This is a genomic window from Saccharopolyspora erythraea (assembly GCF_018141105.1).
GTDB classification, from domain to species: Bacteria; Actinomycetota; Actinomycetes; order Mycobacteriales; family Pseudonocardiaceae; genus Saccharopolyspora_D; species Saccharopolyspora_D erythraea_A.
In genome coordinates this window covers 6,900,413-6,926,977 of record NZ_CP054839.1, presented here as the reverse complement: position 1 = coordinate 6,926,977, position 26,565 = coordinate 6,900,413, and the positions used below count along the sequence as shown (strand labels likewise).

Annotated in this window: 24 protein-coding genes; 16 read left to right on the top strand and 8 right to left on the bottom strand. The window is 71.8% G+C overall.

Annotated features, from left to right (window positions below):
* Positions 1 to 544: 544 nt before the first annotated feature.
* Genes gatC through gatB form a run of 4 tightly spaced genes read left to right on the top strand, consistent with a single transcriptional unit; the run spans position 545 to position 4,078 of the window.
* The gene (gene gatC / locus HUO13_RS30950) at positions 545 to 844 is read left to right on the top strand and encodes an Asp-tRNA(Asn)/Glu-tRNA(Gln) amidotransferase subunit GatC (protein ID WP_211898461.1); all 300 of its coding nucleotides are present in this window, start codon (positions 545 to 547) and stop codon (positions 842 to 844) included.
* Complete coding sequence (gene gatA, locus HUO13_RS30945; RefSeq protein ID WP_211898460.1) at positions 844 to 2,373, top strand: Asp-tRNA(Asn)/Glu-tRNA(Gln) amidotransferase subunit GatA; 1,530 nt, start codon at positions 844 to 846, stop codon at positions 2,371 to 2,373. Before gatC ends, gatA begins: the two co-directional genes overlap by 1 nt.
* A 2-nt stretch (positions 2,374 to 2,375) precedes the next feature.
* Positions 2,376 to 2,576 (top strand): hypothetical protein, encoded by a 201-nt coding sequence (locus HUO13_RS30940; protein ID WP_249124199.1) that lies wholly within the window; start codon positions 2,376 to 2,378, stop codon positions 2,574 to 2,576.
* The gene (gatB, locus tag HUO13_RS30935; protein ID WP_211898459.1) at positions 2,573 to 4,078 is read left to right on the top strand and encodes an Asp-tRNA(Asn)/Glu-tRNA(Gln) amidotransferase subunit GatB; all 1,506 of its coding nucleotides are present in this window, start codon (positions 2,573 to 2,575) and stop codon (positions 4,076 to 4,078) included. The genes HUO13_RS30940 and gatB overlap by 4 nt, the downstream gene beginning before the upstream one ends.
* Positions 4,079 to 4,138: 60 nt before the next feature.
* On the opposite strand, the gene HUO13_RS30930 is transcribed toward gatB, so the two are convergent.
* Positions 4,139 to 4,510, bottom strand: a complete 372-nt coding sequence (locus tag HUO13_RS30930) for a DUF2267 domain-containing protein (protein ID WP_211898458.1) — start codon at positions 4,508 to 4,510, stop codon at positions 4,139 to 4,141.
* A 9-nt stretch (positions 4,511 to 4,519) separates the two neighbouring features.
* Positions 4,520 to 5,080, bottom strand: a complete 561-nt coding sequence (locus tag HUO13_RS30925; protein WP_211898457.1) for a hypothetical protein — start codon at positions 5,078 to 5,080, stop codon at positions 4,520 to 4,522.
* An 83-nt stretch (positions 5,081 to 5,163) separates the two neighbouring features.
* Here HUO13_RS30925 and HUO13_RS30920 point away from each other — a divergent pair, with 83 nt between their 5' ends.
* Positions 5,164 to 5,820: a TetR/AcrR family transcriptional regulator gene (locus HUO13_RS30920; RefSeq protein WP_211898456.1), complete on the top strand. Its 657-nt coding sequence runs from the start codon at positions 5,164 to 5,166 to the stop codon at positions 5,818 to 5,820.
* A gap of 120 nt (positions 5,821 to 5,940) precedes the next feature.
* Here the strand turns inward: HUO13_RS30920 and HUO13_RS30915 are convergent, their stop codons facing one another.
* Together HUO13_RS30915 and HUO13_RS30910 are read right to left on the bottom strand one after the other, a co-directional pair.
* Positions 5,941 to 7,437 carry a potassium/proton antiporter gene (locus HUO13_RS30915; protein ID WP_211898455.1) on the bottom strand — a complete coding sequence of 499 codons (1,497 nt, stop codon included), beginning with the start codon at positions 7,435 to 7,437 and terminating at the stop codon, positions 5,941 to 5,943.
* 244 nt (positions 7,438 to 7,681) lie between these two features.
* Positions 7,682 to 9,130 carry an FAD-dependent monooxygenase gene (locus HUO13_RS30910; RefSeq protein ID WP_211898454.1) on the bottom strand — a complete coding sequence of 483 codons (1,449 nt, stop codon included), beginning with the start codon at positions 9,128 to 9,130 and terminating at the stop codon, positions 7,682 to 7,684.
* Positions 9,131 to 9,276: 146 nt separating this feature from the next.
* On the opposite strand from HUO13_RS30910, the gene HUO13_RS30905 reads away from it, so the two are divergent.
* Positions 9,277 to 9,924: a TetR/AcrR family transcriptional regulator gene (locus HUO13_RS30905; protein ID WP_211898453.1), complete on the top strand. Its 648-nt coding sequence runs from the start codon at positions 9,277 to 9,279 to the stop codon at positions 9,922 to 9,924.
* 19 nt (positions 9,925 to 9,943) lie between these two features.
* On the opposite strand, the gene HUO13_RS30900 is transcribed toward HUO13_RS30905, so the two are convergent.
* Together HUO13_RS30900 and HUO13_RS30895 are read right to left on the bottom strand one after the other, a co-directional pair.
* Entirely contained in the window at positions 9,944 to 11,065 is a 1,122-nt protein-coding gene (locus tag HUO13_RS30900; protein ID WP_211903282.1) for a PQQ-dependent sugar dehydrogenase, read from the bottom strand.
* Positions 11,066 to 11,248: 183 nt separating this feature from the next.
* Complete coding sequence (locus tag HUO13_RS30895; protein ID WP_211898452.1) at positions 11,249 to 12,202, bottom strand: alpha/beta fold hydrolase; 954 nt, start codon at positions 12,200 to 12,202, stop codon at positions 11,249 to 11,251.
* A 254-nt stretch (positions 12,203 to 12,456) separates the two neighbouring features.
* Here HUO13_RS30895 and HUO13_RS30890 point away from each other — a divergent pair, with 254 nt between their 5' ends.
* Positions 12,457 to 13,185, top strand: coding sequence for a DoxX family protein (locus tag HUO13_RS30890; protein ID WP_211898451.1), 729 nt, complete (start codon positions 12,457 to 12,459; stop codon positions 13,183 to 13,185).
* A 128-nt stretch (positions 13,186 to 13,313) separates the two neighbouring features.
* On the opposite strand, the gene ilvD is transcribed toward HUO13_RS30890, so the two are convergent.
* Positions 13,314 to 15,158, bottom strand: coding sequence for a dihydroxy-acid dehydratase (gene ilvD / locus HUO13_RS30885; RefSeq protein ID WP_211898450.1), 1,845 nt, complete (start codon positions 15,156 to 15,158; stop codon positions 13,314 to 13,316).
* A gap of 191 nt (positions 15,159 to 15,349) precedes the next feature.
* The gene (locus HUO13_RS30880) at positions 15,350 to 15,991 is read right to left on the bottom strand and encodes a PH domain-containing protein (RefSeq protein ID WP_211898449.1); all 642 of its coding nucleotides are present in this window, start codon (positions 15,989 to 15,991) and stop codon (positions 15,350 to 15,352) included.
* A 378-nt stretch (positions 15,992 to 16,369) separates the two neighbouring features.
* Here HUO13_RS30880 and HUO13_RS30875 point away from each other — a divergent pair, with 378 nt between their 5' ends.
* The 9 genes from HUO13_RS30875 to cimA all read left to right on the top strand — a co-directional run bounded on the left by HUO13_RS30875 (position 16,370) and on the right by cimA (position 26,430).
* Positions 16,370 to 18,202: an acetolactate synthase large subunit gene (locus tag HUO13_RS30875; RefSeq protein WP_211898448.1), complete on the top strand. Its 1,833-nt coding sequence runs from the start codon at positions 16,370 to 16,372 to the stop codon at positions 18,200 to 18,202.
* Between the two features lie 7 nt (positions 18,203 to 18,209).
* Positions 18,210 to 18,716: an acetolactate synthase small subunit gene (ilvN, locus tag HUO13_RS30870; RefSeq protein ID WP_211898447.1), complete on the top strand. Its 507-nt coding sequence runs from the start codon at positions 18,210 to 18,212 to the stop codon at positions 18,714 to 18,716.
* Positions 18,717 to 18,819: 103 nt separating this feature from the next.
* Positions 18,820 to 19,821: a ketol-acid reductoisomerase gene (gene ilvC, locus HUO13_RS30865; RefSeq protein WP_211898446.1), complete on the top strand. Its 1,002-nt coding sequence runs from the start codon at positions 18,820 to 18,822 to the stop codon at positions 19,819 to 19,821.
* Between the two features lie 281 nt (positions 19,822 to 20,102).
* Positions 20,103 to 20,348, top strand: a complete 246-nt coding sequence (locus HUO13_RS30860; RefSeq protein WP_211898445.1) for a DUF397 domain-containing protein — start codon at positions 20,103 to 20,105, stop codon at positions 20,346 to 20,348.
* A gap of 189 nt (positions 20,349 to 20,537) precedes the next feature.
* Positions 20,538 to 22,133: a phosphoglycerate dehydrogenase gene (gene serA / locus HUO13_RS30855; RefSeq protein ID WP_211898444.1), complete on the top strand. Its 1,596-nt coding sequence runs from the start codon at positions 20,538 to 20,540 to the stop codon at positions 22,131 to 22,133.
* 345 nt (positions 22,134 to 22,478) lie between these two features.
* Positions 22,479 to 23,522: a 3-isopropylmalate dehydrogenase gene (locus HUO13_RS30850; protein ID WP_211898443.1), complete on the top strand. Its 1,044-nt coding sequence runs from the start codon at positions 22,479 to 22,481 to the stop codon at positions 23,520 to 23,522.
* A 157-nt stretch (positions 23,523 to 23,679) separates the two neighbouring features.
* Positions 23,680 to 24,123, top strand: a complete 444-nt coding sequence (locus tag HUO13_RS30845) for an SRPBCC domain-containing protein (protein ID WP_211898442.1) — start codon at positions 23,680 to 23,682, stop codon at positions 24,121 to 24,123.
* Positions 24,120 to 24,446, top strand: coding sequence for an ArsR/SmtB family transcription factor (locus HUO13_RS30840; protein ID WP_211898441.1), 327 nt, complete (start codon positions 24,120 to 24,122; stop codon positions 24,444 to 24,446). Before HUO13_RS30845 ends, HUO13_RS30840 begins: the two co-directional genes overlap by 4 nt.
* A gap of 340 nt (positions 24,447 to 24,786) precedes the next feature.
* A complete protein-coding gene (gene cimA, locus HUO13_RS30835) occupies positions 24,787 to 26,430 on the top strand; it encodes a citramalate synthase (protein WP_211898440.1) in 1,644 nt (547 codons plus the stop codon).
* Positions 26,431 to 26,565: the final 135 nt, after the last annotated feature.

The following is a 26,565-nucleotide window of genomic DNA, read 5'->3' as shown; positions in this document are numbered from 1 at the left end:
GCGCAGCCATGACCGCCGGCGCGTGCAGGCGATGGCCCGTCGCGCCCTCCCGGCGGGACGAGGTCCACCTGCCGCGCCGGGTGAGGGACTCACCGGGCCTTCCGCAAGGCGGGCGCGGGCACCCGGATGTGGTTCTCCGGGCTCCGGCGCGGTGGTCGTGGCCACCGTCCGCGCCGGATCGGGGTCCTCGCGGCCTCGCTTTCCACGGCCGGCCGATGACCCCCGCGCCACCGTGCGGAGCGGCGAGCCTATGCAGTCTCCGCGCGCTCCCGCAAGGTCGTTCTATCGCGTTGTTACCCCGAGTCGTTACACCGAAACCGATCGGAGACCCGCGCCGCCGGCGCTCGCGCGGCTCGGGTGCTCCGGTGGCGGGAGTGGCGCATGGGGCGCGGCCCGGAGGTCGACGGCACCGGCCCGCGACCGGCGCCGTCGAGCGCGGTGAGGCCCTCAGCCCCCTCGGGACCGCCACCGGTGGCCGCCATAGACTTGAGCGTTGATGACGGGGGACACCCGTGAACCGGACATGACCAGGGAGCCTTCGCAAGTGTCCAAGATCTCCCGCGACGAGGTCGCGCACCTCGCCGGCCTGGCCAGGCTGGCGGTCACCGAGAAGGAACTCGACACCTTCGCCGGGCAGCTCGACCAGATTCTGGACGCGGTGGCCAAGGTGGGGCAGGTCGCCGCGGAGGACATCCCGCCGACCTCGCACGCGGTGCCGGTGACCAATGTCTTCCGCGAGGACGTGGTGCGGCCCGGGCTGTCGCGCGAGCAGGCGCTCTCCGGCGCGCCCGCGGCGGAGGAGAACCGCTTCCGCGTCCCGCGGATTCTCAGCGAGGAGGCGTGATGACCACGACCGGTGGTCGCTCGGAACTGACCGGACTGACCGCGGCCGAGCTGGCAGGCAGGCTGAGCGCGGGTGAGGTGTCGTCGGTCGAGGTGACGCAGGCGCACCTGGACCGCATCGCCGCCGTGGAGCCCGTCGTGCACGCTTTCCTGCACGTGGACTCCGAGGGCGCGCTCGCCGCCGCCCGCAAGGCCGACGAGGACCGCGCGGCCGGACAGGTCGCCTCGCCGCTGGCGGGTGTGCCGCTGGCGCTCAAGGACGTGCTCGCCACCAGCGACATGCCCACCACGTGCGGCTCGAAGATGCTGGAGAACTGGAGGCCGCCCTACGACGCCACGGTGACCCGCAGGCTGCGCGAGGCCGGGATCGTCGTCCTCGGCAAGACCAACATGGACGAGTTCGCGATGGGCTCCTCCACCGAGAACTCCGCCTACGGCCCGACCCGCAACCCGTGGAACACCGACCGGATCCCCGGCGGCTCCGGCGGCGGGTCCTCGGCGTCACTGGCCGCCTTCGAGGCGCCGCTGGCCATCGGCACCGACACCGGCGGCTCGATCCGCCAGCCCGGGGCGGTCACCGGCACGGTCGGCGTCAAGCCCACCTACGGCGGGGTGTCGCGCTACGGGCTGGTCGCGTTCTCCTCGTCGCTGGACCAGCCGGGGCCGTGCGCGCGGACGGTGCTCGACGCCGCCCTGCTGCACGAGGCCATCGCCGGGCACGACCCGATGGACTCCACCTCGATCGACCAGCCGGTGCCGCAGGTCGTGGCCGCGGCCCGGGAGGGCGCGGGCGGCGACCTCAAGGGCGTGCGGGTCGGCGTGGTCCGCGAGTTCTCCGGCGACGGCTACCAGCCGGGCGTGCAGCGGTCCTTCCAGAAGGCCGTGGAGCAGCTCGCGGCGCTGGGCGCGGAGGTCGTCGAGGTCTCCTGCCCGCACTTCGACTACGCGCTGCCCGCCTACTACCTGATCGCGCCGAGCGAGGCGTCGTCGAACCTCGCCCGCTTCGACGCGATGCGCTACGGCCTGCGCGTGGGCGACGACAGCACCCGCAGCGCCGAGGAGGTCATGTCGCTGACCCGCGAGGCCGGTTTCGGCCCCGAGGTCAAGCGCCGCATCATGCTCGGCACCTACGCGCTGTCGTCGGGCTACTACGACGCCTACTACGGCCAGGCGCAGAAGGTCCGCACGCTGATCACCCGCGACTTCGACGCGGCCTTCGCCCAGGTCGACGTGCTGGTCTCGCCGACGACGCCGACCACGGCGTTCGAGATCGGCGCCCGGGTCGACGACCCGATGGCGATGTACCTGGCGGACCTGTGCACCATCCCGGCCAACCTGGCGGGCAACGCCGCCATGAGCGTCCCGAGTGGACTGTCCGATGAGGACGGGCTGCCGGTGGGCCTGCAGATCATGGCCCCGACGCTGGCCGACGACCGGCTCTACCGGGTCGGCGCGGCCTACGAGACCGCCCGCGACGCCGCGCAGGGCGGTCCGCTGATCGATCGTGTTCCGGAGTTGGAGGTAGCGTGAAGATGAATCCCAAGATGAAGGCGGTCTTCCAGCTCGTCTCCGTTCTTTCGGCGGTCTTCGGGCTGCGCGCCAGCTTCCGCGACGCGCGCGCGAACAAGGACAAGCTGGCGCTGGCCGACACCGTCATCACCACCCTCGGTCTGATCACCGGAACCGCGCTGGCCGTGCGCACGCTGCGCCGGGGAGAGGACGCCGAGAAGTGACCGCGGTAGCCGAGATCATGGATTACGACGAGGTGCTGGCCCGGTTCGACCCGGTGCTGGGCCTCGAGGTCCACGTGGAGCTGTCCACGGCGACCAAGATGTTCTGCGGCTGCGCCAACGCCTTCGGCGCCGAGCCCAACACCCAGGTGTGCCCGGTGTGCCTGGGTCTGCCGGGCGCGCTGCCGGTGGTCAACGGCAAGGCCGTCGAGGCGGCCATCCGCATCGGCCTGGCGCTGAACTGCCAGGTCGCGGAATGGTGCAGGTTCGCGCGGAAGAACTACTTCTACCCGGACATGCCGAAGAACTTCCAGACCTCGCAGTACGACGAGCCGATCGTCTTCGACGGCTACCTCGACGTCGTGCTCGACGACGGCGACACCTTCCGGGTGGAGATCGAGCGGGCGCACATGGAGGAGGACACCGGCAAGTCGCTGCACGTCGGCGGCGCCACCGGCCGCATCCACGGTGCCGAGCACTCGCTGCTGGACTACAACCGCGCGGGCGTGCCGCTGATCGAGATCGTCACCAAGCCGATCACCGGCGCCGGCGAGCGCGCGCCGGAGGTCGCCCGCGCCTACGTCACGGCGCTGCGCGACCTGCTGCGCTCGCTGGACGTCTCCGACGTCCGGATGGACCAGGGCTCGCTGCGCTGCGACGCCAACGTGTCGCTGATGCCCAAGGGCGCCGCGGAGTTCGGCACCCGCACCGAGACCAAGAACGTCAACTCGCTGCGCAGCGTGGAGCGGGCGGTGCGCTACGAGATGCGCCGCCACGCCGCCGTGCTGGCCTCCGGCGGGTCGATCGTGCAGGAGACGCGGCACTTCGACGAGTCCACCGCGAGCACTTCGGCCGGTCGTCCCAAGGAGACCTCCGAGGACTACCGGTACTTCCCGGAGCCCGACCTCGTGCCGATCGCGCCGTCGCGGGAGTGGGTCGAGGAGCTGTCCGGGACGCTGCCCGAGCTGCCGTGGGAGCGGCGCAAGCGCGTGCAGGAGGAGTGGAAGCTCTCCGACGAGGAGCTGCGCGACCTGGTCAACGCCGGTGCGCTGGAGCTGGTCACCGAGACCGTCGACGCGGGCGCCCCGCCCGCGGAGGCGCGTTCATGGTGGGTGGCCTACCTGACGCAGCAGGCCAACACGCGCGGCGTGGAGCTGCCGGAGCTGGCTATCACGCCGAAGCAGGTGGCCCGGGTGATCGAGCTGATCGCCGAGGGCAAGCTGACCAACAAGCTCGCCCGCCAGGTCGTCGACGGCGTGCTCGACGGCCAGGGCGAGCCGGACGAGGTCGTCGCGGCCAAGGGCCTGGAGGTCGTCTCCGACGACTCCGCGCTTCAGGCCGCGATCGACGAGGCGCTGGCCGCGCAGCCGGACGTGGCGGACAAGATCCGCGGCGGCAAGGTGCAGGCCGCGGGCGCCATCGTCGGCGCCGTCATGAAGGCGACCAAGGGCCAGGCCGACGCCAAGCGCGTCCGCGAGCTGGTTCTCGCCGCCTGCGGTCAGTGACCACGGGCCTTCCGGTCGCCGTGCGGGCGGCGGCCGGAAGGCCCTGACCCCCGCACGGCGTCAGGACGCGACCAGCTCGCGGAAGTCCGCCGGTAGCTGCGAACGCACGTCCTCCAGCTCGCCCTCGGACACGAACTTCGCGATGGTTCCCAGCACGGCGCGGGCGTGGGCCCGCCCGATTTCCGGCTCGCCACCGCGACCTTCGCGTTCGGCGATGCGCCGGAAGAACTCGTCCGCGCCGAACTTCTCGGCCTCACCGGTGTGCTTGATCAAGGGCTCCTTCAGCTCGGGCGGAAGCTGGCCGGCGAGATCGGCCGGTTCCTGGCCTTCCAGGCGGCTTCCCAGTTCCTCGAGCACGATGGTGCTGACCCGGTCCGGGGTCTCGATGCCGTCCTTTTCTTTCAGGTGCTTGAGAAATTCGTCGTAACGCATGCCGTCGTCCTACCCGGGGGCCGCGCGGCTTACACGTTCACGCGCCTGCCGCCGGGGCTCCTGCGCGGCTTGGGCCTTGCGCTCCATCAGGTGGTAGGTGGTGCGCAGCACGTCCGGCACGATCTGCCGGTGCTTCCTGGACGTCGGCTCCCACACGCGTCGCGCGAGCGGGCGGGCGTAGCGGATGAACGTCGTCAGGGACACGTGGTCGTCGCCGGCTTCCAGGACCAGGTTCGCGGTCATGAGCCAGGAACTCGCCTCGAGCCGAACCCAGCCGTCCCCTCGACCACCGATCCGCCATCCCGCCACCCGGTCCGGCGACGCCTTGAGCCGCAGGCCGAGGAGGCCGCGCCACAGCAGTTGAGCCTGGCGCCCCAGCACGTCTTCGGTCGCCGTGCGAGCCCACTGCTCCGGGGACGTGCCCGGTAGGCCGGCGGCCATCGTGAACTGGTCGACGTAGTCGGGATCGCTGATCGAGCTGAGGGAGCGGGTCGACTCGGCGACGGGGTGCTGCTGGTGGACGGCCGGCTCGAAGCTCGGCTGGTCCTGGTGGGGGCTGCTCTCTGCCATTTCCCTGACTCCTCCCGGCGAGGCGTGGCGCCATGGCCTACGGCCACATTACATACAGGCGTGTATGTACGTAAGCTGATGCGGTGGAATCGAGACCCTCCCGCCGGACCCAGGCGGACCGGCGCGCGCACACCAGGAACGCCCTGCTGGAAGCGGCGGCGCGCGGGCTGTCCCGGTACGGGTACAACAACCTCGGGCTGGAGCGCGTGGCCGCCGACGCCGGCTACACGCGCGGGGCCCTGTACCACCTGTTCGCCAACAAGGAAGAGCTGGCGCTGGCGGTGGTGGAGTGGGTCGTGCGGACCTGGGGCGAGGACGTGGGCAGCCTCGGCGACGGCGCGGACCCGCTGGACGCGCTGATCGCGGTCGCGCGGGGCCACGTCGCCTACTGCCGGCGCGACGTGGCCCGCGTGATGATGACCCTGCACATCGAGTTCGCCGGGCAGGACCACCCGGTCGGCCGGGCCGTGACCGCGGTCGCCGACCGCTTCGTCGCCACCACGGCCGAGCGCATCGAAGCCGCCCGGGCAGGCGGCGAGCTCCCGCCGGGACCGCCGCCCCGCGAGACGGCGCTGGCCTACCTCGGTGCGGTCCACGGGCTCGGCATCCACCTCGCCGGCGCCGCTCCGCATGACGTCGAGCTCGCCGAGCGAGCGGTTCGCGGCGTGCTCGGTCTGCCGCCCGTGGCAGGCGGGGAAACGGGACAGGCGGAGCCGTTGCCGCGCAAGGAGGTCCGGTGACCCGCGCGGGTGTCCTCGGGTCCTGGGACGTGTTTCAGGGGCTTGCGTAGCTGGGCGCTTGACGGGTGGTCGGGCTGAGTCCCGCACCGAAAGAGGCTCCGCCGCTCGTGAACACAGAACCTAGTCGGGCTCGCCGTGCTCGCCGAACCAGCGGGCGAGCTTGCCGCGGCGGCTGATCGCGCGCAGCCGCCGCTCGGTGTCCTCGCGGTGCGCGCTCGTGGTGACGATGATCAGGGTGTCGCCGCCGAGCAGCCGGGTTTCGGGCTGCGGCACGAAGGTGCGGCCCTCGCGGATGACCAGCGTGATCACGCTCGGTCCGGGGAGCCGGAGCTCGAGCACGCTGACGTAGTGCAGCCCGGACTGGTCCGGGATGGCCAGGGTGAGCATCTCGGCGTCGAGCACGTCCAGCGGCGCGGACTCCACGTGGACCTCGCGCGCGGTGTCGGCCCGCACCAGACCCAGTGACCGGGCCAGCGCGTGCAGGCTCGGGCCCTGCACGAGGGTGAAGACGACCACCAGCACGAAGACGATGTCCAGCAGCCGGGCGCTGCCCGGCACGCCCTGCACGATCGGGAAGGTCGCGAGCACGATCGGCACCGCGCCGCGCAGTCCGGCCCACGACAGGAACGCCTGTTCCCGCCAGGGGACCCGGAACGCCGCCACGCTGGCCGTCACCGACAGCGGCCGGGCGATCAGCAGCAGGACCAGGCCGATGACGAGGGCGGGCAGCACGGCGCCGGGCAGCTCGCTCGGCGTGACCAGCAGGCCGAGCAGGACGAACAGCCCGATCTGGGCCAGCCAGCCCACGCCTTCGGCGAACGAGCGGGTCGCCGACCGGTGCGGCAGGCCGGCGTTGGCCAGCACCACGCCGGCGAGGTACGCGGCGAGGAAGCCGCTCGCGTGCGCCGCGCCGCCGGCGGCGAAGGCGACCATGCCCAGGCCGAAAGTCGCCAGGGGATAGAGCCCGGAGGCGGGCAGCGCGATCCGGTGCAGGGTCATCGCGCCGAACTTTCCGATGACCAGGCCGACGGCGGCGCCCAACCCCAGCTCGTAGACGATGCCCGCGGCGGTGGCCAGCCCGTCGAACCGCAGCGGTACGGCGCTGAACAACAGCACCAGCAGGACGGTCGGGGCGTCGTTGAACCCCGACTCGGCTTCGAGCAGCCCGCGGATGCGCTGCGGCAACGGCAGGGTCCGCAGCACCGAGAACACGGCGGCCGCGTCGGTCGACGCCACGATCGCGCCGAGCAGCAGCGCGAGCTGCCAGTCGAAGCCGAGCAGCAGATGCGCGCCGAGCGCGGTGGCCACGACGCTGACGACCACGCCGACGGTGGCCAGCGCGGTGGCCGGGGCGACGAGCCTGCGCACGTCCGGCCACCTGGTCGTCAGGCCGCCCTCCACCAGGATCATCGCGAGCGCCGCGGTGCCGAGGTTCTGCGCGAGCAGCGCGTCGTCGAACTGCACGCCCAGCCCGTCCTCGCCGATGAGGACGCCCAGGGCGAGGAAGACCAGCAGGCTGGGCAGGCCCGCGCGGGAGGTGAAGCGGGTCGCGACGATGCTCGCCAGCAGCACCACGCCGCCGGCGAGCAGTGCGAGGTACAGCTCGTTGAGGCTCATGGTGCCCTTGGTCGTCGGTCCTGGTCGCGGTCCCTGCCTACCGGGTGCCTACGAGTTCACCACGCAGGGGAGCGCGGTGTCGGGTCACCGCGCCGGGGAGACCGCCGCCGGCCCGGCACACCGGGCCGTCTTCGGGCCTCCCGGAGCAGATCCTGGCACGGCTTCCGCCCGGTCCGTCAGAGCGGACATACGTCGGTCGGAGATTCCGGAGCGAGAAGGCGGCTGAGTTCCGCCAAGCGCCCACTTACGCACGCCACATCTGAAACTCGTCCTGGGGTTCCTGCCAGATCCGGCCGATGTAGCCGTCGGGGCGGACGAGCACCAGGGTGCCGTCGGTGACGTCGTAGGCGCGCCGTGCGTGGCCGTCGACGTCCACAATGGAGCCCGGCAGGCGGTCGTGGTCCACCCGGTGGGCGCGGACGGACGAATCGGCCTGCGGCGGTTCGGCACCGAACGCCAGCAGGGTCCAGTGGGTGCCGCGGAAGAGGTCGAACAGCCGTGCGGGGTGTCCGTCGGCGTCGAGCACGGGGGAGTCGGGTGCGCGGTCGCCGGCGCGGACGGCGCCGGGCTCGGTGCGCTCCTCGCGCGACAGCGGGCTTTCGCGGTAGCCGATCCCGAGCTGCCGGGTCTCGGCGCCGCGGCGGTACGCGTCCGCGTCGCCCTTGGTGTGGCGGCGCAGGATCTGAGCGCTCAGCCCCAGGACGGCGGCGGCCACAGGCCTGCGTTCGGCCTCGTAGCTGTCCAGCAGTCCGGGCTCGCCGTCGAGCTTCCAGCCCAGGTTGTAGGCGTCCTGCACGCCGGTGTTGAGGCCCTGGCCGCCGGTAGGCGGGTGCACGTGCGCGGCGTCCCCGGCGAGCACGACACGCCCCACCCGGAACCGTTGCGCCAGCCGGGCGTTCGGACGCCAGATCGCGGACCAGCCCATCTCGAGCAGCTGGCCCCCGGCGCCGCCCGACAGCTCGTCGAGCAACCGCTGGAGCGCGGGCAGCGTCGGCTCGAAGCCGTCCGCGGCCGGCACGCTGACCTGGAAGTACCCGGTCCCGGGCAGCGGCGCCAGCGCGATCCCCCTCGCTGGCTCGTCGGCGGTGGCGAACCAGTGCCCGCGCGCCGGGTCGAGCCCGTCGGCGCGGACGTCGGCGATGAGCATGCGCAGGGATTCGTCGGTGTGGCCGGGGAATCCGACGCCGAGCGCCTTGCGGACGGTGCTGCGCCCGCCGTCCGCGCCCACCAGGTGTGCCGCGCGCACGGTGCCGGAGCTCAGCTTCGCGGTCACACCGTCCCGGTCCTGTTCGAAACCGACCAGCCCGGTCGCCCACTCGACGTCGGCACCCAGCTCGGTCAGACGCGACCGCAGGATCCGCTCGGTGCGCCACTGCGGGACGACCCACGGGTTCGGGTAGGGCACGTCCGGGGTCTGTTCGGCCGGTTCGGCGATCCGCCGCTCGCCGGCGTACTGGCCGCCGATGGTGGCCCGCAGCGGCGCCGGTGGCGCCCCGGCCGCGAGCACCTCGTCGATGACACCCAGGTCGTCGAAGACCTCCAGCGTCCGTGGTTGCAGCCCGTCCCCGCGCGAGCCCCCGAACGGCTCCGCGGCCGCGTCGACGATGCGGAACGCCACGCCGCGCCGGGCCAGTTGGATGCCCAGCGCCAGTCCGGTGGGCCCGGCACCGGCGATCAGCACCTCGACGTCCATCCGCACTCCTCGATGAATCATAATTCAGTGAATTTGAATTCATCTTTGAGGGCGTGGCGCCGTGCTGTCAAGGCGAGTGCAAAGCAGAGCCGAGACCAGGCGTTCGTGGACGTTCCCGGGCACCACCGCGTCGCTAACATGCACCGGTGACGTCGACGCCCACACCCGGGAGCCCGGGAACGACCCCCGCGGCAGGCACCCGCAAGGCCAGGGCCGCCGAGACCGAGGCCGCGCTCAAGGCGGCGGCCAAGCGGGTGTTCGCCAGGGCCGGCTACCTCAACGCCAGGATCACCGACATCACCGCCGAGGCGGGCCGGTCAGCGGGCTCGTTCTACAACCACTTCGCGGACAAGGAAGCGCTGCTGGAATCCCTGCTCGCCGACGTGCTCGCCGAGACCGACCGGGCGGTGGCGGCAGACCCCGGCCACGACCAGGACTTCTCGCGGCGACAGTCGATCCGCTGGCACGTCGCCAGGTTCTGGGAGTTCGCCCGCGCGCATCGGGTCGAGCTGGTCGCGCTGCGGCAGGCGGCGCTGGTCGACGCGCGCTTCGCCGACCGGCTCACCGCGCTGCTGGAACCGGACCTGCGGCACCTCGCCCAGCACCTGCGAGGGATCGGCGGCCTCCCGGCCGAGCCCGAGGCCGTCGCGCTGGCGATCTCCGGGCTGTGGTGGCAGTTCGCCAGCGCGCGGCTGGTGGACGAGGCCCCGCTGGCCAGGTCCATCAGCGACGAAGCGGCCGTCGACCTGCTGACCGAGCTGACGCACCGGGGGATCAACGGCGGAGCCGCCTGACCGCATCCGGCAGGAGTGCTCAGTCCTTGCCCGCCGTGCCACCGGTCGGCGGCTCGATGCGCACCACCCGGTCGTCGCTGGGCACGGGCTGACCGCCCACCTTGTTCGCGGTGCCCGCCCAGAGCAGGCCGTCCGGACCGAGAGCGGTCGCCGAGAACCGGCCGTAGGTGTTCTCCAGGACCTTCGTCGGCTGACCGGTGAACGCGCCCTCCGGCGTCGGGTTGAGGCTGAACATCGCCTTGGCGTCGCTGAGCGCCACGACCACGATCGCAGGCGAGGCGACGCAACCCGCCACGCCAGGTCGGTCCGGCCACGTCCAGGCCGGTGAGCCGAGCGGCCTGCCCGGACTGACCTGGTAGAGCGCGTCCTGCGGGCCGCCGCGGTCGGTCACCCAGTACGTGCCGGTCTGGGCCGCGGCGCACAGCCCGCCCGGCGCGGAGAGCCCGGAGGCCAGCACCGGGGAGGCCGGGTCGGGGTTGCCCGGTGCCGGCTTGCCGAAGCCGTCGATGCGCAGGACCTTCCCGGCCAGCGACGCCGGATCGGCCGCGTTGGCCGGGTTGCCCGCGTTGCCGGTCGCCACCAGCAGCGCGCCCCTGCCGTCGTCGACCAGGGCGCCCCCGTTGCCGCTGCCACCGCGGGGGATGCCGGTGAGCACCGGCTTCGGCCGGTCTCCTGGCGCCACCCGCACGACCTGGTTGTCGCTGCCGGTGGTCACGTAGGCGTAGAAAAGCTCGTCCTCGTGGTAGGTGGGGGAAAGCGCCAGGCCGGTGAGTCCGCCGCCGCCGGCGGTGTTCACCGGGATCCGCGCCAGTTCGACCGGGGGCGCGCCGCGCTGCACGCGCAGCACGCGGCCGGTGGCGCGCTCACCGACCAGCGCGCTCTGGCCGTCCGGGAGCACGACGACCGCGCCGATCGGGTCGAGGCAGGTCGCCACGACGGCGGGATCGGGATCGTGGCAGCCGTTGGCCGGCGGTTGCTGCTGCGGAGGCACGTTCTCGGCGGGCGGTTCCTCGCCCTCGATGGACGGCTGCGGGCCGGTCTGCGGCTCCAGCGACGGCTGTTCCTTCCACGCGCCGGTGTGCTCGTCCGGGAACTGCGCGCAGCCGGTCAGCAGGGCGCCGACCGCCGCGAACGCGCCCACCAGAACCCGACTCCTGCGCATCGAACCTGCCACGACGCCCGAGCCTAATCCGAGCCCCGTGAACGCCCGGTGAGCCGGGTGCGGTGCGTCAGCCGGACCGCACGTCACCACGCAGAAGCTCCCGCAGGGACGGGTCGAGTTCGCACCGCTGGAAGTGCCGCCGTCCAGCGCGGGCGCGAACGCTCAGCGGGGGTAGGGGATGGGGTGGCGCGGGGTGCCGACTTCGGGGACCTTCCAGCGGACGCGCCTGCGGCGCGGGGCGGGTGGGTCGATGCCCAGCCGCGCGCACTCGACGGTCTGCACGCGGTGCAGCAGCAGACCGAGTTCGTCGCGCAGCGCGTCCGGTGCCTCGAACGGCACGAAGTGCGAGGTGTCCAGCACCCGCAGCCGGGCCTGCGGCAGCGGCGCTACCGCCCGGCCCAGCGCGCGCAGGTCCGACAGCACGTCGTAGCGCCCGGCGAGCACGGTCACCGGGCAGTCCAGGCCCTCCAGCGACCACTCCCGAGCCGGGTCCGCCAGCAGTGGCAGGTACCAGCGCCACTCCTGGGCCAGGAACCCGCGAACCGCCTCCGACACCGCGGCGGTCTCGCCGCCGGGCAGCATGAAACCGCTGTGCTGCAACAGGATCGTGGACAGCTCCGGTGTCGGGATGCGGGGTAGCACGGACTCCAGCAGTGGGGCCGACATCCGCAGCGAGCTGGTGCCGGCGAGCTTCGCGAGCCGCCGCAGGACCTCCGGAACACCGAGCGCCGCGGCGAGGGAATCGACGCTGCTGCCGGGAATTCCGCCGACGAGCAGCAGACCGCGCACGCGGTCGGGGTGGCGCCGTGCGAACTCCGCGGCGACGCCCGTCTCGGCGGAGAAGGCCGCGAGCGTGCAGGTCTTGACGCCCAGGGCGTCCAGCACGGCGAGCCCGTCGTCGACGTGGCGTTCGATCGGCGTGCCGAAACCGCCGCGGTGGTGCCAGCTCATGGCGTGGGCGAGGGGACCGGGGCGCAGCAGGTCCTCGCGGATTCCCGGAATCGCGCCGAGTCCGGGGCACAGCAGCAGCGCCGGTTGGTCGTCGGCGGCTTCGGTGTGCCACGCGCGCAGCGGGTCGTCAGCCGCACCGATGCCGAATTCCACGTGGTCGGCCATCGCAGCATTCTGCCGCAACCGCTGATCCGGTGGGAACCCGTTGCACTCCGGGGAATCCGGGGCGGAATCCGAGTGTTGATCACGCTGCGCGTTCGTCCGTCCACTCCAGGGCGCGATCTCCTCCAGTGCCCGGACATCGGGCCAGTTCAGCGACCTGCGGCGGGATCGGCGGTATAAACCCGCGGTCACAATGTTGGACAGGATTGCCTGTCGAGGGTCGCCCAGCGGGGTGACATGCCCTAGCCTTTGCCCGCGTGAGGATCCACGACGATCGCCCCGGTAGCGAGGGCGGCTACCCCGACGATCGCACGCAAGGCACGAACGCCCCGGCCGGGGCCGCGTCCCAGGGTCCCGCGGGAACCCAGGGCCTCGGCGTCCAGAGCTACAACTACTACGACGACGATTACGGCTACAGCGAGGCCGATGCGACGTCGGTCGTCGGCGGCTCCGACGACTACTACGACGACCTCGGCAACGAGCGCAAGCCGTTGCGCTGGCACGCCGGCGCCGACCTCGGCCTGCTCGTCATGCGGCTGGTGCTGGGCGGCATCTTCGCAGCCCACGGTGCCCAGAAGCTCTTCGGCGCGTTCGGGGGCCCCGGTCCCGAAGGGTTCGCGCAGGCGCTGACCGGTATGGGCTTCCAGCAGGCGGCCACGCTGTCGCTCGTCACCGGCGGCACCGAGCTCGGTGCGGGCGCACTGCTGGTTCTCGGGCTGTTCACCCCGCTTGCCGCGGCCGGAATCGTCGGCGTCATGGCCAACGCCGTGGCGCTGAACTTCGGCTCCGGTTTCTTCGCCAGCGGGGGCGGCGTCGAGTTCGAGGTCACCCTCGGCGCGATGGCGCTGGGCCTGATGTTCACCGGCCCGGGACGGGTGGCGCTGGACTACGGGCGCGTGTGGTTCCGCCGCCCGGTCATCTTCGGCTTCATCAGCCTGGTCATCGCGGCGGGCGCGTCGGCGGCGGTCCTGTTGCTGCTGCGCTGACGACCGCGTCGCCGCGGTCCGGCGCCCGCGAGGCGCCGTGACGAGCAAGGCGGACACCAAGCGAAGGGGCCCCGCACTCGCCGAGTGCGGGGCCCCAGTCGTTCCAAGGACCAGCGGTCGTCACGACCTCACTTGCTGACGTCGCGGACGGCGCCGTAGGAGGCGGAGGTCGCCAGCCGCGCGTACGCGCGCAGCGCGGCGGTCACCGGACGCTCGCGTCCGACCGGCTGCCAGGGGTGCTCGCAGGCATCCATCTTCGCCCGCCGTTCGGCCAGGACCTGCTCGTCGACCAGCAGCTCCAGCCTGCGCTCGCGGACGTCGATGCGGATCTGGTCGCCGTTCTCCACCAGCCCGATCGTGCCGCCGTTGGCCGCCTCCGGCGAGATGTGCCCGATCGACAGGCCCGACGACCCGCCCGAGAACCGGCCGTCGGTGATCAGCGCGCACTTCTTGCCCAGCCCGGAACCCTTGAGGAACGCGGTCGGGTGCAGCATCTCCTGCATTCCCGGGCCGCCCGCCGGCCCCTCGTAGCGGATCACCAGCACCTCACCGGGCTGGATCTCGCGGTTGAGGATCGCCGAGACCGCCTGCTCCTGGCTCTCCAGCACGCGGGCGGGACCCTGGAAGGCCCACAGCTCCTCCTCGACCCCGGCGGTCTTGACGACCGCGCCGTCCTCGGCCAGGTTCCCGCGCAGCACCGCCAGACCGCCGTCGGCGGTGTAGGCGTGCGCGACGTCGCGGATGCAGCCGCCCGCGGCGTCGGTGTCCAAAGAGGACCAGCGGTTGTCGGTCGAGAACGCCTTCGTGGTGCGCACCCCGCCCGGCGCGGCGTGGAACAGCTCGATCGCCTCCTGCGACGGCGATGCGCCGCGGATGTCCCACCGGTCCAGCCACTCGGTCAGGTTCGCGCTGTGCACCGAGGGGACGTCGCGGTGCAGCATGCCCGCGCGGTCCAGCTCGCCGAGGATGGCGGTGATCCCGCCCGCGCGGTGCACGTCCTCCATGTGGTAGTCGGAGTTCGGGCTGACCTTCGACAGGCAGGGCACCCGGCGGCTGATGTCCTCGATGTCCTGCAGCGTGAAGTCGATCTCGCCCTCGCGCGCGGCGGCGAGCGTGTGCAGCACCGTGTTCGTCGAGCCGCCCATGGCCATGTCCAGCGCCATGGCGTTCTCGAACGCCTCCTTGCTCGCGACCGACCGCGGCAGCACCGACTCGTCGTCGTCGGCGTACCAGCGCTTGGCGATGCGCACGACGGTGCGGCCGGCCTCCTGGAACAGGGCGCGGCGCGCGGCGTGGGTCGCCAGCGTCGAGCCGTTGCCCGGCAGTGCCAGCCCCAGCGCCTCGGTGAGGCAGTTCATCGAGTTGGCGGTGAACATGCCCGAGCACGACCCGCAGGTCGGGCACGCCGAACGCTCGACCTCGCTGAGCCCGTCGTCGTCGACCGCGGCGTTGGCCGAGGCCGCGATGGTGGTGATCAGGTCGGTCGGGGCCTGGGCGACGCCTTCGACCACGACCGCCTTGCCCGCCTCCATCGGACCACCGGAGACGAACACGGCCGGGACGTTGAGCCGCATCGCGGCGTTGAGCATCCCCGGGGTGATCTTGTCGCAGTTGGAGATGCAGACCAGGGCGTCCGCCTGGTGGGCGTTGACCATGTACTCGACGGAGTCGGCGATCAGCTCGCGCGACGGCAGCGAGTAGAGCATGCCGCCGTGGCCCATGGCGATGCCGTCGTCCACGGCGATGGTGTGGAACTCGCGCGGCACACCGCCCGCCTCGCGGATCGTCTCCGCCACGACGTCGCCGAGGTCCCTGAGGTGGACGTGCCCGGGGACGAACTGGGTGTAGGAGTTGGCGATCGCCACGATCGGCTTGCCGAAGTCGTCGTCGGTCATACCGGTGGCCCGCCACAGCGACCGGGCGCCTGCGGCATTCCGGCCGTGGGTGGTGGTGCGAGAACGCAGCTGGGGCATGGTGAGTCTCTGTTCCTGTCGACAGGCGGCCGCCCGCGGGCGGCGGGGTGGTGCGGCGGATTGCCGACTCGTCGGCGATGGGCCGGGCGGTGCCGGCCCGTGAGTCCTCGCTCCTCGGCCGAGCTGTTCACTCGTGGCGCCGGGCGCAGGGCGAGCCCTGGTCGGCGAGGGAAGTCGCGGTGGACGCGAGATTACTCCGTCTTCTCGCGGGAGGTCGTCCCGGATTCCGATGACGGCCGCTGCTGGCCCGGCTCCGCCGGGGCCTCGCCGCCCTCCGCCTTCGGCTCCGCCGCGGACGCCGGCGCCGCCTGCGGCGACGCCGCGGCCTCCGCGCCCGACGGCGTTCCCGCCTCCCGGCTCGCCTCCGGCTCCCCGGTCGCCTCGGCGGTCTCCGCCTCCGGCGACGCTGCCGCGTCGGCCTGCGGCTCCGCCGCCTCCGGCGACGCCTCGGCGTCGGCGTCCCCGGCCGTCCGCTCCGTGAGATCCGGGATCCGGCCGCCGCTGACCGCGGCGAGCCTGGGCAGGTCGCGCACCCGCACGGCGGGCAGCACGACCTCCTTGCCCGAGTTCAGCACCGCGCGCAGCCACCGGCGCTCGTCGAGCCGGAAGGACGCGATCTCGTCCCAGCCGATCCGGGTGCTGCCCAGCACACGGCGGGCGGTGATGTGCGTCGCGTCGATCGTGGTGCGGGTGCGCAGCACCCAGACGACCAGCGCAAGCGGGATGAGGTAGAGCGACAGCGCCCACGGGCCGGCCGTCCACGCCACCGGAGTCACGCCGATCAGGACGGTCAGCGCGGCCAGCAGGGAGACCGGTGTGATGCGGTAGGTCAACGACGAAGGACCGTCCTGTGACCGAGCTCTCTCGTCTTCGTTCGTGGGGTTCCCGGGCTCCTGCCCGGCTGCGGAATCGCTCACGATCGGATCGTCTCACCTGCGGTTTCGGCCCCGGCCCCGGGACCCGTCAGGAGGAACGCGCGTCCAGGATCTGGGAGAAGTGTCCCGCATGGTTTGACGCGGCTACGTCGTTGCCGTTAACGTCCAGGACATGCAGCGACTGATCGACCTTCTCGTAATTTCCTGGCGCGTCGACGCCTAGGAAGTTCACACCGTCGACGCGCCGACCCTCGTAAGACCAACGTCTGGTCTGCGGGGGTTTTTTCGTGCCCGGCCCCATCTCCGACCCGTCCTGTCGACCAAGAGGCAGATCCGATGACCAGCGCCAACACCAGGCAGAGCCCGGTCCCGGCTCCCCCGCCCGGACAACGTCCCAAACCCGCCCCGCCCAGCGGTGCTCCGGTGAAGCTCACCGGCGCGCAGGCGCTGGTCCGCTCGCTCGAGGCCGTGGGCTGCGAGGTGGTCTTCGGAATTCCCGGCGGCACGATCCTCCCGTCCTACGACCCGCTGCTCGACTCGACCAAGGTCCGCCACGTGCTGGTCCGCCACGAGCAGGGCGCGGGCCACGCCGCCACCGGGTACGCCCAGGCCACCGGCAAGGTCGGCGTCTGCATGGCGACCTCCGGCCCCGGCGCGACCAACCTGGTCACCCCGCTCGCCGACGCGCACATGGACTCGGTCCCGGTCGTGGCGATCACCGGCCAGCAGAGCACCTCGCTGATCGGTACCGACGCCTTCCAGGAAGCCGACATCTGCGGCATCACGCTGCCGATCACCAAGCACAACTTCCTGGTCACCTCGCCCGAGGACATCCCGCGCACCATCGCCGAGGCGTTCTACATCGCCAACAGCGGCCGCCCCGGCCCGGTTCTGGTGGACATCCCCAAGGACGTCCAGCAGAGCACGACGTCGTTCACCTGGCCGCCGGAGATGAAGCTGCCCGGCTACCGCCCGACCAGCAAGCCGCACGGCAAGCAGGTCCGCGAGGCGGCCAAGCTGATCACCGCGGCCCGCAGGCCGGTGCTCTACGTCGGTGGCGGCGTGCTCAAGGCCGAGGCCACCGCCGAGCTGCGCAGCCTCGCCGAGCGCACCGGCATCCCGGTCGTGACCACGCTGATGGCCCGCGGCGCGTTCCCCGACTCGCACCCGCAGCACCTGGGCATGCCGGGCATGCACGGCACGGTCGCCGCCGTGGCCGCGATGCAGCGCGCCGACCTGCTGATCGCGCTCGGCACCCGGTTCGACGACCGGGTCACCGGCCAGCTCTCGTCCTTCGCCCCCGAGGCCAAGGTCGTGCACGCCGACATCGACCCGGCCGAGATCTCCAAGAACCGCAACGCCGACGTGCCGATCGTCGGCGACTGCAAGGACGTCATCACCGAGCTGATCGACGCCGTGGGGGCAGCGACCGAGGAGCACGGCACCGCCGACCTCGACCCGTGGTGGGAGCAGCTGCGGCACTGGCGCGACACCTTCGCGCTGGGTTACGAGGAGCCCGCCGACGGCAGCCTCTCGCCGGAGTACGTCATCGAGCGGCTGGGCAAGATCGCCGGCCCGGAGGCGGTCTACACCGCGGGCGTCGGCCAGCACCAGATGTGGGCGGCGCAGTTCATCGGCTACGAGAACCCGCGCACCTGGCTCAACTCGGGCGGCCTGGGCACCATGGGCTACGCGGTGCCCGCCGCGATGGGCGCCAAGGCGGGCATGCCCGACCGGACGGTCTGGGCCATCGACGGCGACGGCTGCTTCCAGATGACCAACCAGGAGCTGGCGACCTGCGCCATCGAGGACCTGCCCATCAAGGTGGCGGTCATCAACAACGGCAACCTGGGTATGGTCCGTCAGTGGCAGAACCTGTTCTACGCCGAGCGCTACTCACACAGTGACCTCGGCACCCACAAGCACCGCATCCCGGACTTTAAGCTGCTGGCCGAGGCGCTCGGCGGCGCCGGGCTGCGATGCGAGTCCAAAGAGGACGTCGACAGCGTCATCCAGCGGGCGATGGAGATCAACGACCGACCCGTCGTGATCGACTTCGTGGTGGGCAAGGACGCGCAGGTGTGGCCGATGGTGGCGGCCGGAACCGGCAACGACGAGATCATGGCGGCGCGCGGCATCCGCCCGCTGTTCGACGAGGACGAGGGGTGAGGCGCCGATGAGCCGACACACGCTCAGCGTCTTGGTGGAGAACGTCCCCGGCGTGCTGGCCAGGGTCTCCGGGCTGTTCTCCCGGCGCAGCTTCAACATCGAGTCCCTGGCCGTGGGACCGACCGAGCACCCCGACATCTCCCGGATGACGATCGTGGTCTCGGTCGAGGACCAGCCGCTGGAGCAGGTCACCAAGCAGCTCAACAAGCTGATCAACGTGATCAAGATCGTGGAGCTGGAGCCGGGGGCCTCGGTGCAGCGGGAGCTCCTGCTGGTCAAGGTGCGCGCCGACGCGTCGGTGCGCAGCCAGGTCCTGGAGACGGTGCAGCTGTTCCGGGCCAAGGTGGTCGACGTCTCACCGGAGGCGCTGACCATCGAGGCCACCGGGGACGCCGACAAGCTCGACGCGCTGCTGCGCATGCTGGAGCCCTACGGGATCCGGGAGATGGTGCAGTCCGGGTCGATCGCCATCGGCCGCGGTCCGCGCTCCATCACCGCCACCGCCGCGCGCTGAGGCGCGCGCAACTACCTCCTATCCGTACTGTCCGCGTCCGCGCTGCCAGCGCGGACACCCGTGAACGGGCGTTCTTGGCGCCCGAAAGGAACACTGAACCAACATGGCAACTGAGATCTTCTACGACGCCGACGCGGACCTGGGGATCGTCCAGGGCCGCAAGGTCGCGGTCATCGGCTACGGCAGCCAGGGCCACGCCCACGCGCTGAGCCTGCGGGACTCCGGGGTGGACGTGCGGATCGGCCTGCCGGAGGGCTCCAAGTCGCGCGCCAAGGCCGAGGAGGAGGGCCTGCGGGTGCTCACCCCGGCCGAGGCGTCGGCCGAGGCCGACCTGATCATGATCCTGGCGCCCGACACCAAGCAGCGCCAGATCTACGCCGACGACATCGCGCCGAACCTGAAGAGCGGTGACGCGCTGTTCTTCGGCCACGGGTTCAACATCCGCTACGGCCTGATCAAGCCCCCGTCCGATGTGGATGTCGCGATGGTCGCCCCGAAGGGGCCGGGCCACCTGGTGCGCCGCCAGTTCGTCGACGGCAAGGGCGTGCCGTGCCTGATCGCGGTCGAGCAGGACGCCTCGGGCGGCGCCCAGGCGCTGGCGCTCTCCTACGCCGCGGGCATCGGCGGTGCGCGGGCGGGCGTCATCAGGACGACCTTCACCGAGGAGACCGAGACCGACCTGTTCGGTGAGCAGGCGGTGCTCTGCGGCGGTGCCAGCGCCCTGGTGCAGACCGGCTTCGAGGTGCTGGTCGAGGCCGGCTACCAGCCGGAGATCGCCTACTTCGAGGTGCTGCACGAGCTCAAGCTGATCGTGGACCTGATGTGGGAGGGCGGCATCGCGGGCCAGCGCTACTCCATCAGCGACACCGCAGAGTACGGCGACCTCACCCGCGGTCCGCGCGTGATCGACGCCCACGTCAAGGAGTCGATGCGCAAGATCCTCGCCGAGGTCCAGGACGGCACCTTCGCCAAGGAGTGGGTGGCCGAGGACGAGGCGGGCCGCCCGAACTTCAACAAGCTCCAGGACCAGGGCAACGCCCACCAGATCGAAGAGGTCGGCAAGAAGCTGCGGTCCCTGATGTCCTGGACTCAGCAGGGAGCCTGATCCGAGGCGCCAGACGGCGCTTCAGACGGTGCGAAGCACCATCCGGCCTCCGGCCGGATGACGGCTCCGGCACTGCCACATCGGTGCCGACCGAGGTTTCGTGCCGTCCGTCGACGCCGCGCACAGCCCCGCACGAGTCCGCCCGTGCGGGGCTGTTGCCTTCTCCGCGCTCCATACCGTTGAAAGCGCAACCTGTCGCGTCGAATCACGCAAAACTTTCATAAAAATTGCCCCGCAAACGCCCGATCGCGATGCGTTGGGTCAGCGATAGAGTGCGCGCTGTGAACGAACAGAACGAGATCGTCGACGACAAGGCGCACATCAGGCACAAGCTGGACTTCGGCAATGCCGAGTGGATCACCAGCACCGAAGAGGACGACGAGCCCGGCGTCGAGGTTGCCTTCGTGGACGGCTACGTCGGAATGCGCAACGGCGCGGATCCGGAAGGGCCGGTGCTGGTGTTCACTCCCGAGGAGTGGGACGCCTTCGTCGAGGGTGCCAAGGACGGCGAATTCGACGAGCCGTGAGCGATTCACCCGGCGGTGGCGGACAATTCGTGGCAATCTCGGCGAGCGGGCCCGGGCCGGGACGCTTCCGGTCCGGTGATCCGGGCTACACCCTTGTGAACGGATTCTCAAACTCCCGTTAAACTTCCCGACCGTCCGGGCACAACGTCGTGCCCTGCTTCGACCGTGATCTTTTTTTGGAGCGCGCCCGTGACCAACGCAAGCCGTCCTGTCGTCCTGATCGCCGAGAAGCTGGCCCCGTCCGTGCTCGACGCACTGGGAGACGAGGTCGAGATCCGCCACGTCGACGGCACCGACCGTCCGGCGCTGCTCGATGCCGTCCGCGACGCCGACGCGCTCCTGGTCCGCTCGGCCACCAAGGTCGACGCGGAGGTGTTCGCCGCGACCACCCAGCTCAAGGTCGTGGCCCGCGCCGGTGTCGGGCTGGACAACGTCGAGGTGCCCGCCGCGACCGAGCGCGGCGTGATGGTGGTCAACGCCCCCACCTCCAACATCGTCTCCGCCGCCGAGCACGCCGTCGCCCTGCTGCTCGCCGTCGCGCGCAACGTGGCCGCCGCCGACGCGAGCCTGCGCGCCGGCGAGTGGAAGCGCAGCTCCTTCAGCGGCGTCGAGCTCAACGGCAAGACCGTCGGTGTGGTCGGGCTCGGCAAGATCGGCCAGCTCTTCGCCCAGCGGGTCGCCGCCTTCGGCACCGAGCTGATCGCCTACGACCCCTACGTGTCGCCCGCCAGGGCCGCCCAGCTCGGCATCGAGCTGGTCAGCCTGGAGGAGCTGCTGGAGCGCGCCGACGCGATCTCCATCCACCTGCCCAAGACGGCCGAGACGCTCGGCCTGATCGGCGCCGAGGAGCTCAAGCGCGCCAAGAAGGGCATGCTCGTCGTCAACGCCGCGCGCGGCGGCCTGATCGACGAGGAGGCGCTCGCCGACGCCATCCGCAGCGGCCACATCGGCGGCGCGGGCATCGACGTGTACAAGACCGAGCCGACGACCTCCAGCCCGCTGTTCGAGCTGAGCAAGGTCGTGGCCACCCCGCACCTGGGCGCCTCCACGGCCGAGGCGCAGGACCGCGCGGGCACCGACGTCGCCCGCTCGGTGCTGCTGGCGCTGCGCGGCGACTTCGTGCCGGACGCGGTCAACGTCCAGGGCGGTGCCGTCGGCGAGGAGGTGCGCCCGTACCTGCCGCTGACCCAGAAGCTGGGACAGGTGCTGTCGGCGGTGCTGGGCGCCACGCCCAGCTCGGTGACCGTGGAGGCCCGCGGCGAGCTCGCCGACGAGGACGTCTCGGTGCTCCAGCTCGCCGCGCTGCGCGGGGTGTTCTCCGGTGCGGTCGAGAACCAGGTCACCTTCGTCAACGCGCCGCAGCTCGCCGAGGAGCTCGGGGTCAACGTCGAGCTCCAGACCTCGCCGGAGAGCCCGAACCACCGCAGCGTCGTCTCGGTGCGCGCGGGCCTGCCCGACGGCCGCTTCGCGGTCGTCTCCGGCGCGCTGACCGGCCGCAACCTGGTCGAGAAGATCGTCGAGGTCAACGGCAGGCACTTCGACCTGCGCGCCGAGGGCAACCTGCTGCTGCTGGAGTACCCGGACCGCCCGGGCGTGATGGGCAAGGTCGGCACCCTGCTCGGCGAGGTCGGGGTGAACATCGAGGCCGCGACCGTCAGCCAGACCACCGAGCGCTCCGACGCCGTCATGCTGCTGCGCGTGGACCGGCCGGTCGACGCGGGGGTGCTGGAGCCGATCGGCGCCGCCGTCGGCGCTCGCGTGGTCCGCGCCGTCACCTTCGAGTGACCGCCGCACCGGCCGGAGCCGCCGCACCCGCGGCGGCCGGCCGGGCGCCCCGGCGGGGCGGTCGTCCCGGCATCCGGACCCGCCGTCGCGTCCCTTCGGCCGGTGGAAAACGACCCGAAGGGGCCAACGAGGGCTGCGGGGGCCGTCGCATTCGGTGCGGCGGCCCCCCGCTTTTCGCTGGACACGGGCTCGCGCCTGGACGTTGCACCCTTCCGGGTGTCCCGCCAATCGGGAGAGATCAACCACTTGGTGGGTCCGGCGTGCCTGGGGTCGCGATGATGCCGGTAGCCTTCGGCGCAATGGTTAAAGCCCCGCGGGTCGGGGTGGTACTCGGGAGGTGTGTACATGCGGCTCGCTGTGATCCCAGGTGACGGGATCGGGCCGGAGGTGGTGGCCGAGGCGCTCAAGGTCCTCGGTGAGGTCGTCCCCGACACCGAGATCACTCGATACGACCTCGGAGCCGCTCGCTGGCACGCCACCGGGGAACTCCTGCCGGAGTCGGTGCTGGGTGAGCTCCGCCAGCACGACGCGATCCTGCTCGGCGCGGTAGGCGACCCGTCGGTGCCCAGCGGCATCCTGGAGCGCGGCCTGCTGCTGCGCCTGCGCTTCGAGCTGGACCACCACGTCAACCTCCGCCCCGCGCGGCTGTACCCGGGCGTGAAGAGCCCGGTTTCGGACCCGGGTGAGATCGACATGGTCGTGGTCCGCGAGGGCACCGAGGGCCCGTACGCGGGCAACGGCGGCCTGCTGCGCAAGGACACCACGCACGAGATCGCCACCGAGGTCAGCATCAACACCGCCTTCGGCGTGGAGCGCGTCGTGCGGGACGCGTTCGCGCGGGCGGCGTCCCGGCCGCGCAAGCACCTCACGCTGGTGCACAAGACCAACGTGCTGACCCACGCCGGGTCGCTGTGGTCGCGCGTGGTCGAGGAGGTGTCGCTGCAGCACCCGGACGTCACCGTCGCCTACCAGCACGTGGACGCCACCACGATCCACATGGTCACCGACCCGTCGCGGTTCGACGTCATCGTCACCGACAACCTCTTCGGCGACATCATCACCGACCTCGCCGGGGCGGTCACCGGCGGCATCGGGCTGGCGGCCAGCGGCAACATCGACGCCACCCGCCGCAACCCGAGCATGTTCGAGCCGGTGCACGGCAGCGCGCCCGACATCGCGGGCCAGGGCACGGCCGACCCGACCGCCGCGGTGCTGTCGGTCGCGCTGCTGCTGGACCACGTCGGCCAGTCCGAGGCGGCCCGCAGGGTCGAGGCCGCGGTCGCGTTCGACCTCGCGACCCGCGACCACTCGGCTCCGGGCGCGACGTTCGCCATCGGCGACCGGCTCGCGGCGCTGGTCTCCTCCCGCGAGGTCGCTCAGCAGGCGTGAGGCCCGGCGTCCGGCACGCCGAAACGACAGGAGAGCGCCTTCCCCGGCATGGGGGAGGCGCTTTTCTCCGCAACGAGGTGCAACCGGTGGGTTGCGCCACCTCCGGGCACGTGCAACCCTGGGGTTGCGTCTGGAGTCGAGGAGTAAGGAGCCGGCCATGGTCGCCGACAGGATCGAACGCGAGGTCGTGATCGCCGCACCGGTCGAGCGGGTGTGGCAGGAGCTGGTCGAGCCCTCGTTCTGGCTGGGGGAGGCGGACCCGGCGGGCGCCCGGGTGGAGGAGGGCGCGCTGCTGGTGTCCGAGCACCACGAGTACGGCAGCTTCCCGCAGCGCGTCGAGAAGGTCGACCCGCGCCGACGCCTCTCCTACCGGTGGGCCAGCGCCTTCCCGGGTGAGGAGCCGGTGGAGGGCAACTCGACGCTGGTCGAGTTCACCCTGACCGAGGAAGCGCACGGCACCCGGCTGCGGGTGGTGGAGAGCGGCTTCGCCGCGCTCGAGCTGGACGAGCAGAAGCGGCGCGGCGCCTGGGACGACAACACCGGTGGGTGGGCGCAGGTCATCGACGAGGTCAAGCAGAACGCGGAGAAGCGGCGAGGGTGAGCGAGCGCGGCGGCGGGGTCGACGAGGTCCTGGTGGCGCTGTCGGACCGCACCCGGCGGCGGCTGCTGGACCTCCTCGGCGAGCGGGGCGAGGCGAGCGCGACGGAGCTGGCGGCCGAGTTGCCGGTGTCGCGGCAGGCGGTCGTCAAGCACCTCGGCGTGCTGGAGGCGGCCGGGCTGGTGGTCTCCCGCAGGCACGGCAGGGAGGTCCGCTACGCGGTGCGGCCGGAGCCGCTGGACCTCACCGCGCGCTGGATGGCCGCGCTGGCCGCCAGCTGGGACCGGAAGCTGGACGCCGTCAAACGCCGCGCGGAGTCCGATTAGCACGGTTCCGCACGTTCGCCGGGACTATCCGGGAATTCACTGGAGAATCGAAACGGCGAATTCGATCGATTCGTGAACCGAAGTCCATCGCGGCCGTGTGAGCCGTACTCAGAGCCGCGTGCGAGTACCGCAGTCGTTCCACGAAGTGGGATTCCTGGCCCAGGGCTTGGTTCGAATTCCGGATGTGGCAGCATACGGGCGTGGCTTTCCACAGCACGATCATTATCGGCCAGCGCGCCGGGTGACGACTCCGCACCCCCGGCGCGCAGACCTCTCGCATTCGCGGGGGGTCTTTTTTGTGCCTCGAAACGCCTCCACCCCAAGCCGACGGGAGACCCCAGTGACTCGCACGACTCCGGCAGGAACCCCCCTGGGCGACGAGTTCCACGTCTACGACACCAGCCTGCGCGACGGCGCCCAGCGGGAAGGCATCTCCTACTCGGTCACCGACAAGATCGCCGTGGCCAGGCTGCTGGACTCGCTGGGGGTCGGCTTCATCGAAGGCGGGTGGCCCGGTGCCCTGCCGAAGGACACCGAGTTCTTCCAGCGCGCCGCCGCGGGCGAGCTCGAGCTGCGCCACGCCGCGCTCGTGGCCTTCGGCTCGACCCGCCGCGCGGGCGCCCAGGCGCACGAGGACCCGCAGGTGCGCGCGCTGCTCGACTCCCAGGCACCGGTCGTGACGCTGGTCGCCAAGTCCGACCGCAGGCACATCGAGCGGGCGTTGCGCACCGACGTGGCCGAGAACTGCGCGATGGTCGCCGACACCGTCCGCTTCCTGGTCGGCGAGGGGCGCCGGGTCTTCCTCGACGCCGAGCACTTCTTCGACGGCTACGCCTTCGACCCGGACACGTCGCTGCGGGTCCTGGAAGCCGCGGCCGGTGCGGGCGCCGACGTCGTGGTCCTGTGCGACACCAACGGCGGGCAGCTCCCGACGCAGCTCGCGGAGACGGTCACCGAGGTCGTGGCGCGCACCGGTTTCCGGGCCGGCATCCACTGCCAGGACGACACCGGCTGCGCCGTCGCCAACACCGTCGCCGCCGCGCAGGCCGGCGCCACCCACGTGCAATGCACCGCCAACGGCTATGGAGAGCGGGCGGGCAACGCCGACCTGTTCCCGGTGATCGGCAACCTCGCGACCAAGCTCGACATGCCGGTGCTGCCGGAGGGCAGGCTCGCCGAGCTCAGCAGGGTCTCGCACGCGATCGCCGAGATCGCCAACCTCGCGCCGGACACCCATCAGGCCTACGTGGGCACGTCCACGTTCGCGCACAAGGCCGGTCTGCACGCCAGCGCGATCAAGGTGGACCCGGAGCTCTACAACCACATCGACCCCGCCCGGGTGGGCAACGGGATGCGGGTGCTGGTCACCGAGATGGCCGGCCGGGCCAGCCTGGAGCTCAAGGGCGCCGAGTTCGGCATGGACCTCAGCGACTCGCCGGAGGCGGTCACCGGCGCGGTGCGGCGGGTGAAGGAGCTGGAGGCGCGCGGGTGGTCGTTCGAGGCCGCCGACGCCTCACTGGAACTGCTGCTGCGCCGCGAGGTCGCGGCCGCCGAGGGCGAGCAGGCCCCGCCCGACGCGCCGTTCGAGCTGGAGTCCTACCGGGTCCTGCTCGACCACGCCCAGGACGGTTCGGTGGTGTCGGAGGCGACGGTCAAGGTCCACGTCGGGGAGGAACGCGTCATCGCCACCGCTGAGGGCAACGGCCCGGTGAACGCGCTCGACGCCGCTCTGCGCAAGGCGCTGGTGCCGCACCTGCCGTGGGTGGAGTCGGTCGAGCTGGCCGACTACAAGGTCCGCATCCTCACCGACACCCACGGCACCGAGGCCGTGACCCGGGTGCTCATCGAGTCCCGCGACGGCGACCAGGAGTGGACCACGGTCGGCGTGCACGGCAGCATCGTCGAGGCGAGCTGGCTGGCGCTGTGCGACGCGCTGGCGTTCAAGGCCATGCGGCGCGACGCGGTCGCCTCGCACAACTCCTGACCGGGGCAGCGGCTTCCGCCACGGCCCGCCGTCGCGTGGCACGGCTACCGCTCCGCCCCGCGTCAGCGGTGCCAGGACGGGCGGCCGCGTGCGGGGCCGGGAGGTCCACATCGGTCGCATGGGACCCTTGAGGGG